Annotated in this window: 18 protein-coding genes and 1 pseudogene; 9 read left to right on the top strand and 10 right to left on the bottom strand. The window is 34.0% G+C overall.

The features are described 5' to 3' along the window. Positions 1-17: 17 nt before the first annotated feature. Positions 18-722, bottom strand: coding sequence for a tRNA (guanosine(46)-N7)-methyltransferase TrmB (gene trmB, locus ACGH6S_RS04825; protein ID WP_411578381.1), 705 nt, complete (start codon positions 720-722; stop codon positions 18-20). 253 nt (positions 723-975) lie between these two features. Between trmB and ACGH6S_RS04830 the strand changes: the two genes are divergently transcribed. After that, complete coding sequence (locus ACGH6S_RS04830; RefSeq protein ID WP_034915766.1) at positions 976-1923, top strand: ribose-phosphate pyrophosphokinase; 948 nt, start codon at positions 976-978, stop codon at positions 1921-1923. Positions 1924-1998: 75 nt separating this feature from the next. Continuing rightward, a complete protein-coding gene (gene pth, locus ACGH6S_RS04835; protein WP_174798675.1) occupies positions 1999-2583 on the top strand; it encodes an aminoacyl-tRNA hydrolase in 585 nt (194 codons plus the stop codon). Positions 2584-2688: 105 nt separating this feature from the next. Here pth and ACGH6S_RS04840 read toward each other — a convergent pair whose 3' ends face one another. Next, positions 2689-3120, bottom strand: a complete 432-nt coding sequence (locus tag ACGH6S_RS04840; protein WP_065589418.1) for a DUF3597 domain-containing protein — start codon at positions 3118-3120, stop codon at positions 2689-2691. Positions 3121-3661: 541 nt separating this feature from the next. Here ACGH6S_RS04840 and ACGH6S_RS04845 point away from each other — a divergent pair. The 5 genes from ACGH6S_RS04845 (at position 3662) to rpmE (ending at position 7565) form a co-directional block, all read left to right on the top strand. Beyond that, positions 3662-4123: a DUF721 domain-containing protein gene (locus tag ACGH6S_RS04845; protein ID WP_174798673.1), complete on the top strand. Its 462-nt coding sequence runs from the start codon at positions 3662-3664 to the stop codon at positions 4121-4123. A 62-nt stretch (positions 4124-4185) separates the two neighbouring features. Further along, positions 4186-4590, top strand: coding sequence for a YhcB family protein (locus tag ACGH6S_RS04850; protein ID WP_411578382.1), 405 nt, complete (start codon positions 4186-4188; stop codon positions 4588-4590). A gap of 79 nt (positions 4591-4669) precedes the next feature. Beyond that, positions 4670-6043 carry a Do family serine endopeptidase gene (locus ACGH6S_RS04855; protein WP_065609090.1) on the top strand — a complete coding sequence of 458 codons (1374 nt, stop codon included), beginning with the start codon at positions 4670-4672 and terminating at the stop codon, positions 6041-6043. 112 nt (positions 6044-6155) lie between these two features. Continuing rightward, on the top strand, positions 6156-7208 hold the full coding sequence (gene degS, locus ACGH6S_RS04860; RefSeq protein WP_085164267.1) for an outer membrane-stress sensor serine endopeptidase DegS: 1053 nt from the start codon (positions 6156-6158) through the stop codon (positions 7206-7208). Between the two features lie 141 nt (positions 7209-7349). Continuing rightward, positions 7350-7565, top strand: coding sequence for a 50S ribosomal protein L31 (gene rpmE / locus ACGH6S_RS04865; RefSeq protein ID WP_034914396.1), 216 nt, complete (start codon positions 7350-7352; stop codon positions 7563-7565). A gap of 90 nt (positions 7566-7655) precedes the next feature. Here the strand turns inward: rpmE and metJ are convergent, their stop codons facing one another. Then, positions 7656-7967, bottom strand: a complete 312-nt coding sequence (gene metJ / locus ACGH6S_RS04870) for a met regulon transcriptional regulator MetJ (protein ID WP_034914400.1) — start codon at positions 7965-7967, stop codon at positions 7656-7658. A 177-nt stretch (positions 7968-8144) separates the two neighbouring features. Between metJ and metB the strand changes: the two genes are divergently transcribed. Further along, entirely contained in the window at positions 8145-9311 is a 1167-nt protein-coding gene (metB, locus tag ACGH6S_RS04875) for a cystathionine gamma-synthase (protein ID WP_085164265.1), read from the top strand. A 77-nt stretch (positions 9312-9388) separates the two neighbouring features. Here metB and citX read toward each other — a convergent pair whose 3' ends face one another. From citX to ACGH6S_RS04910, 7 genes and pseudogenes are all read right to left on the bottom strand, one after another. Further along, on the bottom strand, positions 9389-9940 hold the full coding sequence (citX, locus tag ACGH6S_RS04880) for a citrate lyase holo-[acyl-carrier protein] synthase (RefSeq protein ID WP_065589422.1): 552 nt from the start codon (positions 9938-9940) through the stop codon (positions 9389-9391). 76 nt (positions 9941-10016) lie between these two features. Continuing rightward, positions 10017-11546 carry a citrate lyase subunit alpha gene (citF, locus tag ACGH6S_RS04885; RefSeq protein WP_065605690.1) on the bottom strand — a complete coding sequence of 510 codons (1530 nt, stop codon included), beginning with the start codon at positions 11544-11546 and terminating at the stop codon, positions 10017-10019. 12 nt (positions 11547-11558) lie between these two features. Beyond that, on the bottom strand, positions 11559-12446 hold the full coding sequence (citE, locus tag ACGH6S_RS04890; protein ID WP_034914409.1) for a citrate (pro-3S)-lyase subunit beta: 888 nt from the start codon (positions 12444-12446) through the stop codon (positions 11559-11561). Then, entirely contained in the window at positions 12443-12733 is a 291-nt protein-coding gene (citD, locus tag ACGH6S_RS04895) for a citrate lyase acyl carrier protein (RefSeq protein ID WP_065589424.1), read from the bottom strand. Before citD ends, citE begins: the two co-directional genes overlap by 4 nt. 21 nt (positions 12734-12754) lie before the next feature. Continuing rightward, complete coding sequence (gene citC / locus ACGH6S_RS04900) at positions 12755-13789, bottom strand: [citrate (pro-3S)-lyase] ligase (protein ID WP_065589425.1); 1035 nt, start codon at positions 13787-13789, stop codon at positions 12755-12757. A gap of 10 nt (positions 13790-13799) precedes the next feature. Then, positions 13800-14639 carry a fumarylacetoacetate hydrolase family protein gene (locus tag ACGH6S_RS04905; protein ID WP_065589426.1) on the bottom strand — a complete coding sequence of 280 codons (840 nt, stop codon included), beginning with the start codon at positions 14637-14639 and terminating at the stop codon, positions 13800-13802. 94 nt (positions 14640-14733) lie between these two features. Further along, positions 14734-16020: pseudogene (locus ACGH6S_RS04910) on the bottom strand (2-hydroxycarboxylate transporter family protein); the annotation flags it as partial. A 277-nt stretch (positions 16021-16297) separates the two neighbouring features. Between ACGH6S_RS04910 and ACGH6S_RS04915 the strand changes: the two are divergent. Continuing rightward, positions 16298-17887, top strand: coding sequence for a sensor histidine kinase (locus ACGH6S_RS04915; protein ID WP_174798669.1), 1590 nt, complete (start codon positions 16298-16300; stop codon positions 17885-17887). The last annotated feature ends 6 nt before the right edge of the window (positions 17888-17893 follow it).

The following is a 17893-nucleotide window of genomic DNA, read 5'->3' on the forward strand; positions in this document are numbered from 1 at the left end:
GTGGCTCCTTAGCATAATTATTTGTTTACAAATTGAAGATCCCAAACGCCATGGCCTAAATTTTGACCTCGTTTTTCAAATTTAGTAATTGGTCTATCATCAGGTCTCGGAATATAGTCACCGCTTGGTGATAAATTTTCAAAACCTTCAGCTTGGGTTAAAACCTCTAACATATGTTTTGCATAATGTTGCCAATCGGTAGCTAGGTGCAAAATTCCACCTAATTTTAATTTTTGTCGAATTAACTGTACAAATTGGGGTTGAATAATGCGGCGCTTATTATGTCTTGCTTTATGCCAAGGATCAGGGAAAAAAATTTGTACTTTGTCTAATGTATGATCAGGGATCATATTTTCTAATACTTCAACAGCATCGTGACACATCACTTTTAAGTTTGATAATTGATTTTCTCCAATTGCCATCAAACAAGCACCAACGCCAGGTTTGTGGACTTCGATTCCTAAAAAATTCTTATCTGGTGCATTTTTAGCCATTTCAATTAACGAAGCACCCATACCAAATCCAATTTCAAGAACAACCTGTTTGTTAGAGTCAAAAACCATTGGTGAATTTACATCATATTCAATACCAAATACCGGCCATAAACTTATTAATGCCTGTTCTTGGCCTTTTGTTAAACGACCTTGCCGTAAAACAAAACTACGAATGGTTCTTTTAGATTTGATATTTTCGTTATCTGAGTTTAATTGTTCGTTCATCACGTTATCTACTTTTGTTGTGGAATTTATTAAAGCCAAAGAATGGTTTGTTAGTTAGTTTACTCGATTTTGAGTTCACAGCAAAAGCATCTTATGGCCAAATTGTTTTATTTAATGATTTATAAAAATATATCAAATATTTTCAATATATTTTTATATTGTAGTTGAGCATAATCGATAAATGATTATATAATTATAGCCCCAGTTTAACCGATTACGAATAAAGTAATCATGAATACATGCTTGAGGATTTCTCGTGCCTGATATGAAGCTTTTTGCTGGTAATGCCACACCAGAACTAGCAAAACGTATAGCTAATCGTCTTTATACTTCTCTTGGTGACATTGTGGTAAGCCGTTTTAGTGATGGTGAAGTTAATGTCCAAATCAATGAAAATGTCCGTGGTGAAGATGTTTTTATTATTCAATCAACTTGTGCCCCTACCAATGACAATTTAATGGAATTATTAGTTATGATCGATGCAATGCGCCGAGCATCTGCTGGTCGTATTACTGCTGTTATTCCTTATTTTGGTTATGCAAGGCAAGATCGTCGAGTTCGTTCGGCTCGTGTCCCTATTACTGCTAAAGTTGTTGCTGATTTTCTATCAACTGTTGGTGTCGATAGGGTTTTAACCGTTGATCTTCATGCCGAACAAATTCAAGGCTTCTTTGATGTGCCGGTTGATAATGTATTTGGTAGCCCTGTTATTTTAGAAGATATGCTACAACGTGAGTTTGATCGCCCAATTGTTGTTTCCCCTGATATTGGCGGAGTGGTGCGTGCTCGTGCGATAGCTAAACTACTTAATGATACTGATATGGCAATTATTGATAAACGTCGTCAACGTGCCAATGAAGCAGAAGTGATGAATATTATTGGCGATGTTGCTGATAGAGATTGTATCTTAGTTGATGATATGATTGATACTGCTGGAACACTTTGTAAAGCAGCTGATGCTTTAAAAGCTCGAGGTGCCAAAAGAGTATTTGCTTATGCTACCCACCCGATATTTTCAGGTAAAGCAGTAAGTAATATTAAAAACTGTGCCATTGATGAAATTGTTGTTTGTGACACAATTCCATTAACGGCTGAAGTAAAAGCATTGAAAAATGTTCGCCAATTAACATTATCAGGTATGCTTGCTGAAGCAATTCGTCGAATTAGTAACGAAGAATCAATTTCAGCAATGTTCCATCAATAACCTATTTTATCATTGGTATAATGCCCCTTTTTTGGGGCATTTTTATCGATAAAATCTAGTGACAATAAAAATATTATGACAACGATAAAACTGATTGTAGGACTCGCCAATCCCGGAAATGAATATGCAGCAACAAGGCACAATGCAGGTGCGTGGTTTGTTGAGCAATTGGCTGAACGTTATAATCAATCATTAAAAAATGAACAAAAATTTTTTGGTTACACATCACGAATCAACATTTCAGGTCATGATGTACGTTTATTAGTTCCAACTACTTTCATGAATTTAAGTGGTAAAGCTGTTCAAGCTATGACGACATTTTACCAAATAAAGCCAGAAGAGATCTTAGTTGCACATGACGAACTCGACTTAAATCCCGGAATAGCTAAACTTAAGTTTGGTGGTAGTCATGGTGGGCATAATGGGCTAAAAGATATTGCTAGTAAATTGGGAAATAATTTAAATTTTTATCGGTTAAGAATTGGTATTGGACATCCTGGTGATAAAAATAAAGTTGTTGGTTATGTTTTAAATAAGCCATCTAAACCTGAACAGGAATTAATTGATAAAGCTATTGACGAATCTTTGCGTTGTACAGATATCTTATTGTCTGATGGAATAGACGTTGCAATGAACAAGTTACATGCTTTTAAAGCTTAGTTAAATTGTTGAATGTTTCAATAACGTAAAAATCAATAAATATCCACTTTAATAAAAAAATCCACCTAAAATATTAGGTGGATTTAATTGTCTTAATATACTCTTTTAAGAAAAAAGATGGGTTACATTACCACCTTTTTCAGCAATTTTTTTCATTACTTCTTTAATTAACCATGTATTCATTGCTGCGGTATCATCAGTATTGCCTGGATAATTCAGTTCTTTCGCTAAATTTTTCCGTGCATCTAAACTACTATCTATACCTAATAATTTCAATAGATCAACGATAGATGTTTTCCAATTAAGCGTTTCAGGGTGCTTTTTAGCTAAATTCTCAAGAATAGAGGAAACATCAACATTAGTTGCAGATGCGCTTTGCTCTACTTTATCTTGGACTTTCTCTGAGCCACTCGATACTGTATTTTTAACAGATGCTGTGATATTTTCAACTTTATCCTTCACAGCATCAACTGCATTATCTACTGTTGCTTGAGCACTTGGAAATACTTTGGAAAAAATGTTATTTAAAATGTTCATATTACATCTCCTTGAAATTTAAACTGCTTTAAAAAAACTGCTTAACGATATAGATGTAGAAAAGATCACATTCAATATAGCGCTTAAAAGAATGTAATGTCAAAATTATTATACATTAATAGCATTTTCTGTATTACGATAAAGTGTTTACTAAGATATAAAACAATTATTTTAAATATTTTTCTAATATTAACTGAATTGAGGTAGTAAGTGCCTTCCAGTTGACTTATACAATTGGTCAACCAATTATAATCTTTTTATTGATACTATTGGATTAAGGCTAGGCCATGCTATTTGTGCTATTTTTTTATGGACTTTTATTAGAGAAAATAAGTGGAATAATCAAAGCTAACCTTTATAATTAGCTTTTATTTTGTTCTTCTAATTTTGAGTTATTTGTGAACTTTTTATAAAGTGTTAATTAAGTGAAAATATTCTTTTTTTAAGGGACTTTTTCATTCAAATAAGATAAATTACTTAAACATTGGTGGAAAATATTTTTGCATTTTAGTATTACTATTTTTTAATAAAAGGCATAATTATGCGTTATAACGAACCACAAATGTTGACGTCAATTTTGACACAAGCCTCTTCTCTGTCTAAGATTCAAGATAGAACTAATGCATTATGCTCTTTAGCTAAAATTGTTTATGATTTATTGCCTTCACCATTAAATCAACAATGCCGAGTTGCTAACTATCGCCAAGGTGTGTTGATTTTAGAGGTTAGCTCAGCTTGTTGGTTAACTAGATTGAAATATGAACAAAGCAATTTAATTTCTGAAATACGAAAAATTATTTTACCATCCTTATCTTCTATTCAATATCAGATTAATCCAGATATTTCAGTGAGGTGGTCACAGAGCAATTATCAAAGTGATAAGTCATCTTTAACTTCAAGTGTGATGACACAAAAAAGCGCAATGTTTCTATCTGCATTAGCAGAAAATGCACCAGACAAGTTAAAAAAACAATTGATAAAACTTGCTAACCATGCAAAATAAGCGCTGATAATTAGTCTTCAATTTTATAAAATTATATATCTTAAAGATATAAGGAGTGAATAATGGATAAAGGTATGCTTACTTATCTTATAATTGGATTTGTGATTGGTTTTATTATTTGTTTCATTTTTATTAGTGTTATTAGTCCTAAGGCACGTAAATATGCCAAAGTTAAACAAGAGTTAGATCAAACAAAAGATGAATTAATAGCCCAAAAACAAATGATTGCTAAACATTTTTCACATAGCGCAGAAATATTGGATAATATGGCTAAAGATTTTCGTCGCCTTTATCAACATATGGCTGAAAACTCCAGTCAATTTATGGATAGTGGTAATATTCAAGCTTTAGATTTTGATTCAAATACAGATTCTAACGAAACAAAAGAAATTACGCTTGATAAGCAGCCTAGAGATTATTCTGATGATTCTTCAGGTTTATTTAAAACGGATGAAAATAAATCTTAACCAATGATTTTATTCTCCGTTACTTAATATTCAAGCAATTTTATAGAGTGTAAATTTTTGTAAAAGCGAGAGTTCTGAGATGATTAATTCATTAAAACAACAAAAAAAATTATTAAGTATTTTAGCTTTAAGTTTAGGAATAAGTTTATCTGTACTTCCGAATACTTATGCAGCTTTTCCTCCTGCCTCAACCGATAATAATACGCAACTGCCAAGTTTGGCGCCTATGCTTGAAACTGTATTACCATCAGTTGTTAGTATTAAAGTTGAAGGAACAGCTCAAATGCAAAATAATATGCCAGAAGAATTTAGACGTTTTTTTGGTTATCCAGATAGCCAATCAAGGGCGTTTACAGGTTTAGGTTCTGGTGTGATTATTGATGCAGAAAAAGGCTATGTTGTTACGAATAATCATGTTATTGATGGTGCTGATAAAATTACGGTTGCTCTAAACGATGGGCATGAATTTAAAGCAAAACTAATCGGTAAGGATCCACAAAGTGATATAGCATTACTTAAAATCGATGATGCCAAAAAATTAACAGCTATTAAATTAGCAGATTCTGATAATTTACGTGTTGGTGATTATGCTGTTGCTATTGGTAATCCATTTGGCATTGGTCAAACTGTTACTTCAGGGATTATTTCAGCTTTAGCTCGTAGTGGACTTAATATGAATGGTTTTGAAAACTTCATTCAAACAGATGCTTCAATTAACCAAGGTAACTCTGGTGGGGCTCTTGTGAATTTAAATGGTGAGCTTGTTGGTATAAATACCGCAATTATTGCTCCAAGTGGTGGTAATGTAGGGATAGGATTTGCAATTCCTAGTAATATGGTAAAAAGTTTAACTTCTCAGCTTATAGAATTTGGTGAAGTAAAACGTGGCGTGCTTGGTATCAAAGGTAATGAATTGACATCGGATATAGCAAAAGCGTTTGATGTTGATGTTCAAAAAGGAGCCTTTGTTAGTGAAGTTATTGAGAATTCAGCCGCACAAGCAGCAGGAATTAAATCTGGCGATATTATTGTCTCGATGGATGGTAAACCAGTTGATAGTTTTGCTGAACTACGTGCAAAAATTGCGACAACTGGAGCAGGGCGAACTGTTAAGCTAGGTTTAATTCGAGATGGCAAAACAATATCTGTCGATGTAAAACTAAAAAATAGCGACGAGACAACAACGGATGCGAAATCGCTACATTCTGCTCTTGATGGTGCAACGCTTAGCAATGGTGAAATTAAAGGCCAAAAAGGTGTTTTAATAGAAAGTATTGCTAAAAATTCGCCTGCGTCTCGACTCAGTTTGCAAGAGGGAGATCTTATTACTGGAGTTAATAAAGAACGAGTAACTAATATTGCAGATCTTAGAAAAATTATTGATAGTCACCCATCAGTAATTGCATTAAATATAATTCGTGGCGATAGTCGTTTATATTTAATTTTACGATAATTAGTCATTTTTTATATCGTCGATGCTTTAGCATCGACGAAAACTTTAATTTTAACCTTTATATAGATGTGTTAAAATCTTCATTATTCTTCCCATTACAATTCTGAAACTAATGCTCAAAAAAATTCTATGGCCAATATTAATTGGAACGGTTTTAGCTATTGTGTTATTGATTATTTTTCCTTCTTTACAAAAAGGAAACCAATCAAATTTTCCAACTTCAATTTTTCATGATGATCCATTAAGTTTTTCTAGTGCTGTTAAAACAGCAGCCCCTGCAGTAGTTAATATTTATAGCCGCTCAATTAATTCTTTTTCTCAGGAATCACAAGATAGTCCAATAACTCCGCTCGGTTCTGGAGTAATTATGAATGGGAATGGGTATATTGTTACTAATTATCATGTAGTTGAAGATGCAGAACAAATTATCGTCGCATTGCAAGATGGACGAATATTTGAAGCTTTATCTGTAGGCTCAGATAAACTTGTTGATCTAGCGGTATTAAAAATAGAGGCTTCAAATATCCCCACTATATTGATAAATCCTCAACGCGAACCTAAAATTGGTGATGTCGTATTAGCCATAGGGAACCCTTACAATATAGGGCAAACTATTACACAAGGTATTATCAGTGCTACAGGTCGTGATGGATTGAGCCCATACAGAAGGCAAAATTTTATTCAAACTGATGCACCAATAAATCATGGCAATTCAGGCGGAGCGCTAGTAAATAGCAAAGGTGAATTAATGGGAATTAATACTCTTACCTTTGCAAAAAATCTAGGAAATGACATTCCTGAAGGAATCGGATTTGCTATCCCAACTGCATTAGCAGTTAAAATCATGAATAAATTAATTCGCGATGGAAAAGTTATTAGAGGATATATAGGAATTGATGGATTAGAATTTGCACCAACTCAAAATCCAAGTGATATGCCAGTGGTGTTAGGTATTTTAGTCACCAGAGCGGAAGGTCCTTCATTACAAGCGGGAATACAAGCTAATGATATTCTGATTATGGTAGATAATAAACCTGTTAAATCAATTGTTGAAACAATGGATCAAATAGCTGAGTTGAAACCTGGTACAATTGTCCCCATTATAGTTCAGCGAAATGGGGAAAAGATTGAACTGCAATTAACAATAGGTCAATTACCTGTTTAATTGTTCTTTTATTTCTTGATTAACTCGACTATTGGCCGTATAATCTGCTGTCTTATCATGTTTTTTTAACACTCGTATGGTGTATAGATTTTGCTTTTATGGCCATTTATATAGCGATACGAAAAACTTTAGAGGTTTATTATGAAAGAAGGTATTCATCCAGAATATACTGCAATTACAGCAACTTGTTCTTGTGGTAACGTTATTAAAACTCATTCTACTGTTGGTCATGATATTCATCTTGACGTATGTGGTGAATGTCACCCATTCTATACAGGTAAACAACGTGATGTTGCAACTGGTGGACGTGTAGATAAGTTCAAACAACGTTTTGCTATGGTTGGCGGTAAAAAATAATTTTTCGGAAAACCATGTCCCAAAATTAATAATAATAGAAAAGGCGCATAAGCGCCTTTTGTTTTTCAAAATTAGTTTTTTAGTTAATAATCAATCAAAATCGGGATTAATACCTAAATCTTGCATCATCTTTTTAGCTTGCTTAGGAATACCGTCTTCACGATCTTTTTGTAAATCATCGTCACAAGGTAAAGGTTGACCGGTATAAGCATGAAGAAAGGCTTCACACAATAATTCACTATTTGTTGCATGACGTAAATTATTGACTTGTCGGCGAGTGCGTTCATCAGTCAATATTTTTAAAACTTTCAACGGAATTGATACTGTAATTTTTTTTACTTGTTCGCTTTTTTTACCATGTTCAGCATAAGGGCTTATATATTCGCCATTCCATTCCATCATCTTGTCACCAAATTACATCACAAATAATGTGGGCAATTCTAACGTTTTTTTTATTTTTCTGCAATCTACACACCAAGATAGTTAGACGTCTAGACATGTTGACGTCCTTATTGAATGTGTTATTCTTATACAATCTGTTGTTGAAGTAAGTAAAGTATTATTTAGAGGAATATTATTATGGTTAGTCAAACCAACAATTTAAGCCAAGGAACAATAGCTGTTCGTGGTGGGATTAATACTGATGAGCAATATGGTAGTGTTGTACCTGTTATTACACCATCTACTTGTTATCGTTATGAAGAATTTGCAAAACCAAGAAAGTTTGATTATGCACGAAAAGCTAATCCTAGTCGGAGATTAGTGGAAGAAACCGTTGCGAAATTAGAAGGTGGTGCAGATGCTATTTTAACAAACTGTGGCATGTCAGCAATTCATCTTATCAGTGTTGCTTTATTAGCGCCAAATGACTTAGTTGTTGCTCCTCATGATTGTTATGGCGGCAGCTATCGACTTTTTAATAGTCTAAGCCAAAAAGGTTATTTTAAAGTGAAATTTGTTGATCAGTCCGATGCAATAGCTTTACAAGAAGCACTTAATTTACATCCTAAATTAGTATTGATTGAAACACCAAGTAACCCATTACTTCGTGTTGTTGATATCAAGAAAATAGCCCAACAAGCACATGATGTTGGAGCTTTGGTTTTAGTCGATAATACATTTATGACGCCAATTTTACAAAAACCGTTGGAGCTTGGTGCTGATATAGTCAGCCATTCTTGTACCAAATTTTTAAATGGGCATTCGGATTTATTAGCGGGAATTTTAGTCTTCAAAGACCAACAGCTTGCTACAGATGTTTTATGGTGGGCCAACAATATTGGTACGCTTACTTCATCATTTGATAGTTATCTTTTATTGCGTGGGTTACGAACTCTTGCTGCACGTGTTAATTTGCAACAAGAAAATGCCCAAAAAGTTGTTGAGTTTCTTGTTAATCACCCAAAAATAGCAAAAGTATTTCATCCCTCTTTACCATCTAATCTTGGGCATAATATTGCTAAAGAACAACAAAAAGGGTTTGGCTCGTTACTAAGTTTTGAACTGGTTGGAAATGCCGATGTAATGCCTAAGTTTTTAAAAGCGCTTAAAATTATTACATTAGCTCAATCACTTGGTGGCGTTGAGAGTCTTGTCTGCCACCCAGCAACAATGACACATTCAGGTATTAGTGCAGAAGCACGAAAAACAGCGGGTATTTCAGATCAGCTATTACGTATTTCAGTTGGTTTAGAAGATATTACTGATTTACTAGCTGATTTACAGCAGGCACTTGAAACAATCTAATTGAATTTTTAGATTAAAAAAGGATTGATGATATAATGCTGTAATGTTATTTCATCAACCTATTATTTGCACTTTTATTAAAGTGATGTTTTATTCTTTCTGAAATTTTCTATTTTCTTTTTTATCGCGGTAAAAATTTCATCAATTGAATGCCGTTTAGCTCTACCACAAATTTTTGCCTCTTCATTGCAGACCAAACATTGTCTTGGTTGATTTTCGAATTGAGAACGTGACAGGCTATTTTGTGTAACAATGTCAATAACATCAATATCCCACAAACGCCCTAAGGGATGATTATTTTCGACTTCAATACAATATTTTTTAAGGGTTTTAGCTGAACATTTAATTGCTATGATTGCTTCTGAACCAGTAATGTAATGGAAATGATCTTCATTGATTATTGTTATATCGTTTTGTAAAAAACAGAGATGTAAAGCTTTAATTGCTTCGTCAAAAAGATAACGGGCTCCGCTACTGTTTTTTATAGGACCAGGAATAACTATGCTTAATGATATGATTGGATATTTATAGCATGTCATTGCATGCTTTTGGTTTTCAACTCGCTTTTCCTTGGCTAGTAGCATTTGCTCAAGGGTAATAGGAGTGCCATCATCAAATTTAATTTGCATTTTTTTCATCAAATAGAAAAGTAATAGCATGACACTTTTACATGTCAGGCTATTACTATATTAATAAAGATTAAAATTAATCTTTAACTTGGCGTACGACATCAATAACAGAGCCATCACGGAAATGTACGATACCAACGATTTTATCATTAAATTCGATTGGTTTTGGTTCACCAGTTAAAGACACAGCACGTTGATAAAGCTCTTCAATGCTCATAATTGGTAAATTAGCTGCTTTTAAACGTTCAGCAATTTCTGGACGATTAGGGTTAACAGCAATACCATGGTCAGTGACTAGCACATCAACGCTCTCACCAGGAGTAACTAATGTTGTTACCTTTTTAATTACTGTTGGAATACGGCTACGAATGAGTGGCGCAACAACAATTGTTAAGTTTGCACCAGCAGCTGTATCACAGTGACCACCAGAAGCACCGCGCATTACACCGTCAGAACCAGTTAATACATTAACATTGTAATCAAGGTCGATTTCTAACGCACTTAAAATAACAATATCAAGCTCATCAACACTTGCACCTTTTGAGGCAGGATTTGCATAAACATTAGTTGAAACTTCGATATGATCTTTATTTTTACCTAAAGATTGCCCCGCAGTGCCGTCAAAACTTTGAGTATCTAATAAACGTTTAACTAATCCTTTTTCGTGAAGATCAACAATACTTGCTGTAATACCACCTAAAGCAAATGATGCAGTGATATTTTTCGCACGCATGCGATTTTCAAGGAAACGAGTTGCTGCAGTTGACGATGCACCAGAACCAGTTTGGATTGAAAAACCATCTTTAAAATAACCAGAGTGTTCAATAACATCAGCTGCATAACGAGCGATCATCAGTTCGCGTGGATTGCTAGTTATACGCGCTGCGCCCACACTAATTTTAGTTGGGTCACCCACTTCATCAACTTTAACAATATAATCAACTTGATCTTGGCGAATACTTGCTGGATGGTTAGGATATCCAACAATATCCTCAGTTAATAGTACAACTTTTTTAGCAAATTGCGCATCAACCATAGCATAACCTAGAGCACCACATTGTGATTTTCCTGATACACCATTAGCGTTACCTTGTTCATCAGCGGTTGATACAGCTAAAAATGCGATATCAATGTTAATTTCACCACTTTGGATCAGTTTTACACGCCCACCATGAGAATGGATATGGACTGGGTTATCCATTAAACCGTGAGAAATCGCATCGGCTAATTTACCACGTAAACCAGAGGTATAAATTTTAGTAATTACACCAGATTCGATATGAGGAATTAACGCTGAGTTACAGCTTAATAAAGAACTTGAAGCTAGCGTCAAATTTTTAATGCCTAAATTACTGATAGTCTCAACAACTTTGTTGATAACCTTATCGCCTTCACGAAATGCATGGTGAAAAGAGATAGTCATTCCATCACGCAATTCACATTTTTTAATTGCTTGCTCAATAGAATCACACAATTTACGCGTGTATTTAGACTCATCTTTTAAATATGGAGTTGTTGCGTTAGCATCAACAAAAGGCTTAATATTCTTGAGATCAGGGTGCTGTTTAAGCAAATCATCAATTTTTTTGTTTATAGAAGTAGTCATTTTTCAATCCTATCAAATTTCTTTACGTACACCAGAATACTTAGCCAACTCGATAACTTTTCTAGCTCGAGCAATAATCGGTGCATCAATCATTTTGCCATTTAGAGAAATAACGCCAAGGCCTTTTCTTTCTCCTTCTTCTGCTGCTTCAACTACTTTTTGAGCATGTTCAACTTCAGCTGCTGTTGGAGCATAAGCATTGTGGAGCAGGTCAATTTGTCTAGGATTAATGAGCGATTTACCGTTGTAACCTAATTTTTTGATTAAGCTGACTTCTTTCAAGAAACCTTCATCATCATTAACATTAGAGTAAACAACGTCAAAAGCATCAATTTTAGCCACACGTGCTGCATGCAATACTGCACAGCGAGCATAGAATAATTCTGTACCATCGCCACGTTCAGTTTGCATATCAACAAGATAGTCAAATGCAGCTAGCGCAATACCGATTAAACGTGGAGAAGATTTAGCGATAGAAACGGCATTAACAACACCTTGAGCAGATTCGATTGCAGCCATTAATTTAGTGCTACCAACTTCACGCCCACACTCTTTTTCGATTCTTTCAACATGGGCTTCTAACTCATGAATATCTTCAGCACAGTTAGTCATTGGTAAACGTACTACATCAACACCCGCTCTTACAACTGCTTCAAGGTCTTTTAGACCAAATGGAGTATCAAGCGCATTGATTCGTACTACTGTTTCAATTCCGTGCTCTTTATAAACAGGAAGAAGTAAAGTTTGTGCAACTAATAAACGCGCTGAATCTTTTTCCTTAATTGAAACGGCATCTTCAAGATCGAACATGATTGAATCAGGCTTATAAACAAACGAAGTTGATAACATAGCGGCGTTTGCACCTGGAAGAAACAGCATACTTCGACGTAATTTTTTCATAGTAATTTACTCCAATCTAAGTTTTCTTCTTCTGCGCCACGTAAAACTGCACATTGAACTCTAGCTTTAATAGCGCAATCAAGTGCACCTTTATCATCAATAATGATTAAACCGTCGGTTACATTAAGCTCATTTAAAGTTTGATTAACAACCGCACGGATTTGATCGCCAAATTGTTTATTAACATCACTATTAATAACAATTTCAATTCCCGTGTTTGGCATGACTTTGACTAACAAATCGCTAGATTCAAGAGTTCCCGCCATGGCTTCTTTTTGTATTTTCATTTTTTTACCTTTTAAAACGTATTAAATTTTAAATTTATCCAAATTAGCTGAAAGGTAATCCCATGTAGTAGATGGAACTAGTTTTTTTACCTCTTCATATTGCCCTGATGCCAATAATTTTCTTACTAATGAAGCTGATACAATAGTATCACCTTCGGTTATTCGTTGAACTTCAACAAAGGTAATTGCGGAGTGATTACTAACTGCTTTATCTTCAAGCCAATAAGACATCGCTTCATTATAAGCCTTCGTTACTTCGTCATAGGGTTCAGTTCCAACAAATCGATAGTTAATATTAAGCGCTGGAGCAATATAATTTCGGAATATAAGCAGATCGATACCCATATAGGCCTGATCGATTTTTGTCTTATCTTTTAGAAAATAAGTTGGAAATGTTGCTCTTGAAATAATATAAGGAGAACTTGCATGTACCGTCACATTTTGTATCTGTTTAGTACCATCTTTAACTAACTTCAAACGTGTATCAAATGAAAATAGCGATGCATTTTCATTGACAACAAAAACATGCAACCAATCACATTGACTTGCAGCATATTGAATAAGATATTGATGGCCTTTAGTGAAAGGATTAGCATTCATAACAATGCTACCAATTTTGCTCCCTTCTTTTTGTTGCGTGCTTAGTTGTTTACAATATTGCCTTATTCCAACTGGATTGTTTTCCATTAGGACAACAAGATCTGTTATTTCAACAATAGGATAAAACCCACATCCCTTAAAAAAATCTATATTTTCGGGTTTTGTATATAGAAAAAGATGAAAATAGCCGTTTTCATTGGCATATTTTATTGCATGATCCATCAAGGTTAGATTTAGTTGATTGCCACGATAATTAGGATCAATAGCAACACATTTAATAATATTGCGATCAATACCTGCACAAGCAATAATTTGTTCATTGATTTTAGCTACCATAAAAACAGTAACTTGTGAATCCAGATCAAGATCAGAGCGAGATAGCAACTGTTTAACTTCTTTATAATCTTGTTCTGCTTTAGAAATATCAACAACGGCATAATCAACTAAATCGTACATAAATTTACCTCTATTCAGCTACTACATAATTAGTTAGTCGACCAATTCCTGTAATTTCGACTTCAATTGTATCGCCATCTTTCATAAATACTGGAGGATTACGTTTTTTACCAACTCCACCTGGTGATCCAGTAAGAATAACATCACCTGGAGATAAACGTGTAAAAGTACTAATATAAGAAATTAATTCAGGCACAGTATGCACAAGATTTTTAACTGAATCATGTTGCATTTGCTCGCCATTTAAATAAGTAGTTAAAGATAATACTTTTGGATCAGGAATTTCATCGCTTGTTGTAATACATGGACCGAAAGCACCAGTGCTAGGCCAGTTTTTACCTGCGGTAAACCAAGTATATTGCCAGTCGCGAATAGAACCATCCATATAACAGCTATAGCCAGCTACATATGATAACGCATCTTCTTGCTTAATGCGAAAACCAGCTTTACCTATAATAATAGCTAATTCTCCTTCATAATCCAACTCATTAGTAATAGCTGGTTTAATAATGTTGGTTTTATGACCTGTTTGAGAATCAGGGAAACGAACAAAAAGCGTTGGTGCTGAGCTGGTTTCATTAAATTCTGCTCGTTTTTCGGCATAGTTCATACCAACACACAAGATTTTATTTGGATTTGGAATAACGGGTAAATAAGTAATGTCTTGTTCATCAATGTCACTTGGGGCATTAAGGTAGGTTTTGGCAATAGATAGTCCTTCTTTATCGGCAAGTAGTGATTTTAAATCGGCATATTTATCACCTAATTTTTGCTTTAAATCAACAATACCGTTGTGAGTAAGAAGACCAAAACTTGCTCTACCAGAGACAAGATAACTGACAAGCTTCATGAAAACTCCTTAAAAGCTATTTTGTTAATTGTAAATATTAAATAAAAATGAACAACCTTAGTATAAACCAAGGTTGTTATTTAATATGTAAAATCTATACTAAGAAATTGCCGAGAATAAGTAATGATACTGATACATTAATTGCACCACCAATACGAGTTGCAATTTGTGCAAACGGCATAAGTTCCATACGTTCTGCAGCAGTTAAGATTGCCACGTCACCAGTTCCGCCTTGACCACTTTGACAACAAGAAATAACAGCAGCATCAACAGGATACATACCAAGTTTTTTAGCAACAAAGAAACCAGTAGTAACCAAACTAACAACTGTACAAACAATAACAATTAGGTTTGTGATTGTGAATGCATCTACAATTTTTTCCCAAGGAGTGATAGCAACACCCACCGCAAATAAAATTGGGTAAGTAACAGACGTTTGGAAAAATTTATAAACAACTTGTGACCCACTTAATACTTTAGGTGAAACACCAGATACTAATTTAACAAAAACTGCTGCAAATAGCATTCCTACTGGTGCTGGAATACCAGTCACTTTGTGACCAATCATACCAACCATATAAAGAATAGCTGCTAATAATACACCTGAAGCGAATGTAGTTACATCAATAATCGATTCAGTTTTAGCTGCTTTTTTATCAGCAACTTCATCATCTGCTGGTAATAGTCGACCGTTACCAGTTAAGTGCGGATAAGCTTTACCAATACGATTTAAAATACCACCACAAATAATACCAGTTAAACCACCTAACATTACGATTGGTAAAACACGACCAAGCGCATCACCTTGTTCCATACCTAAGATTGAAGCGTACCCGATTGAAAGTGGAATTGCACCTTCACCAACACCACCAGCCATAATAGGTAATACTAAGAAGAAAAATGTTTCAAATGGTGTTAAACCAAGTAAATAACCAACGCCGACACCAACAAGCATACCAACGATTTCACCACATACCATTGGGCCGAAGATTTTTAAGAATCCTTGGATAAGTGTTTTCTTATCCATATTCATAATACTACCCACGATGATACAACAGATATATAAATAAAGAATATGTGTATCTTTATAGAATTTTTTTGTTGCAACAACGACTGGTTCAGGAAGAATACCATAATAAACTAATGCAGAAGGAATAAAGGTTGCACAAATTGCGGCAGCTCCCATTTTTCCAACGATCGGCAAACGTTTACCAATTTCGCCACATAGAAAACCAAAAAAAGCACAAGTAACTACCATTACAACGATTTCGCTAGGTAATTTACCTGTTACTAACACTTCAGCAAAAATAAGAATACCTGCGATAATAAATAATGGAAGTGGGATAACACCAATTTTGTAGTTATCCATCAGACGCCACCAATTATATGGCCAACCTGTTAGATTTTCTGTAACAGTCTTACCCGTTGATTCTTTTCCATTAATGTTTTTCTCAGATGAGTTAAAATTCACCATTAATTTTTTTCTCCAAAATAAGTTGATTTATTCAAAATTATTGGCGGGTATATTTACAAAAAATTAATGAAATTTTTGTGATATAAATCATAAATTAACTGTGGTTTTTATGGTTTTAAAGGATATATGTTTTTTTATGCTGTGATACACTTATTTGAACTTAATTTGAAAAGAAAATACAAAAATGCGAAGGAAAATCCACTTATCATTTACCACAAAACTTTTTTTATCGCTTTTGTTTTTTTCGTTGATTGTTCTTGCGCTATTACAAAGCTATATTTGGAACACAACTGAAACAAATTTGTATCGAAGTTTGGGCGAAAAAGCGCAAATTCAAGCAAAAGAGTTATCTGTTTTACCAAGTTTAATTGAATATGTCAAAGATAAAGACACAAATAAAATAGCTAATTTAATCACAGATATATTTAAACAAAGTGATGCAAGCTATATTGTTATTGGCGATGCTAATGCTAACCGTTTATTTCATACAGCTAATAGCCCTTTACATTCCCCCATGGTAGGAGGGGATAATCAAGAGGTTCTTAACGGTAATAGTAGCATCACTATTAGTGAGGGTTCTCTTGGTCTAGCATTAAGGGGGAAAGCTCCAATTATTGAAAACGGTAAGATTATTGGTATAGTCTCGGTCGGTTATATGATTGATGGTATTTATGCATTGCATATAAAACAGTTTATACCGTTTATCATTTTTTGTTCCTTGTTATTCTTAGCATTATTTATCTTTTCATACTGTTTTTCAAAAGCAATTAAAAAACAGATGTTCAATTTAGAGCCTAAAGCAATCGCACTACTGGTAAAAAGCCAAAAGTCGATCATGGAATCGATTTTTGAAGGTGTTATCGCCATTGATCTTAATTATAAAATTATCAATATTAATCAATCTGCTCGCACAATGTTAGATATTAAGATAAATGATGACGAGTTACATAAACATGATTTAAGCGAATTTATCACCTCAAGTGACTTTATCTACAAAAAAGAAAATCAAACTGAAGACATACACGATCATATATGCTATTTCAATAACATGATTGTTATTGCCAGCCGAGTTCGAGTGGTTATTGATGATAAAATTCAAGGCTGGGTAATTACTTTTCGTAATTTTGATGATATTAATGTATTAAGTATGCAATTAACGCAAGTAACACAATATGTCGATAATTTACGCGCATTAAGGCATGAACATCTTAACTGGTTAGCAACGCTATCAGGTTTAATATATATGAAACGGTATGATGAAGCACAATCATTTATTGCATTGCATTCTGCCGATAACCAAAGTAATTTAGACTTTATTACCAAACATTTTAATGTGCCGGCTATATGTGGTTTATTAATTGGCAAATATTCAAAAGCACACGAAATTGGCTTAAATCTAGTATTTGATCCAGCATGCCAATTAAATGCATTACCTTCACTTATCACCGAAATAGAATTTATGTCAATTTTAGGAAATTTGCTTGATAATGCTTTTAATGCTAGCTTAAAAAATGATCGTGGTGATAAAACCATTTATCTCTATCTAAGCGACGCAACAAATGAAGTTGTATTAGAGGTAACTGATCAAGGCTGTGGCATTGATGAAAATATTCGCGATTCAATTTTCGAACCTGGCGTCACATCGCAAGAAGGTAAAGAACACGGTATTGGTTTACACCTTGTTTCGACCTATATAAAAAAGGCCAATGGTTATATTACATTTGAAGATAATACCCCTTATGGAACAATTTTTTCTGTATTTATACCTAAATAATAAAAA

Source organism: Gilliamella sp. BG3 (genome assembly GCF_046635605.1).
Taxonomy (GTDB): Bacteria; Pseudomonadota; Gammaproteobacteria; order Enterobacterales; family Orbaceae; genus Gilliamella; species Gilliamella bombi.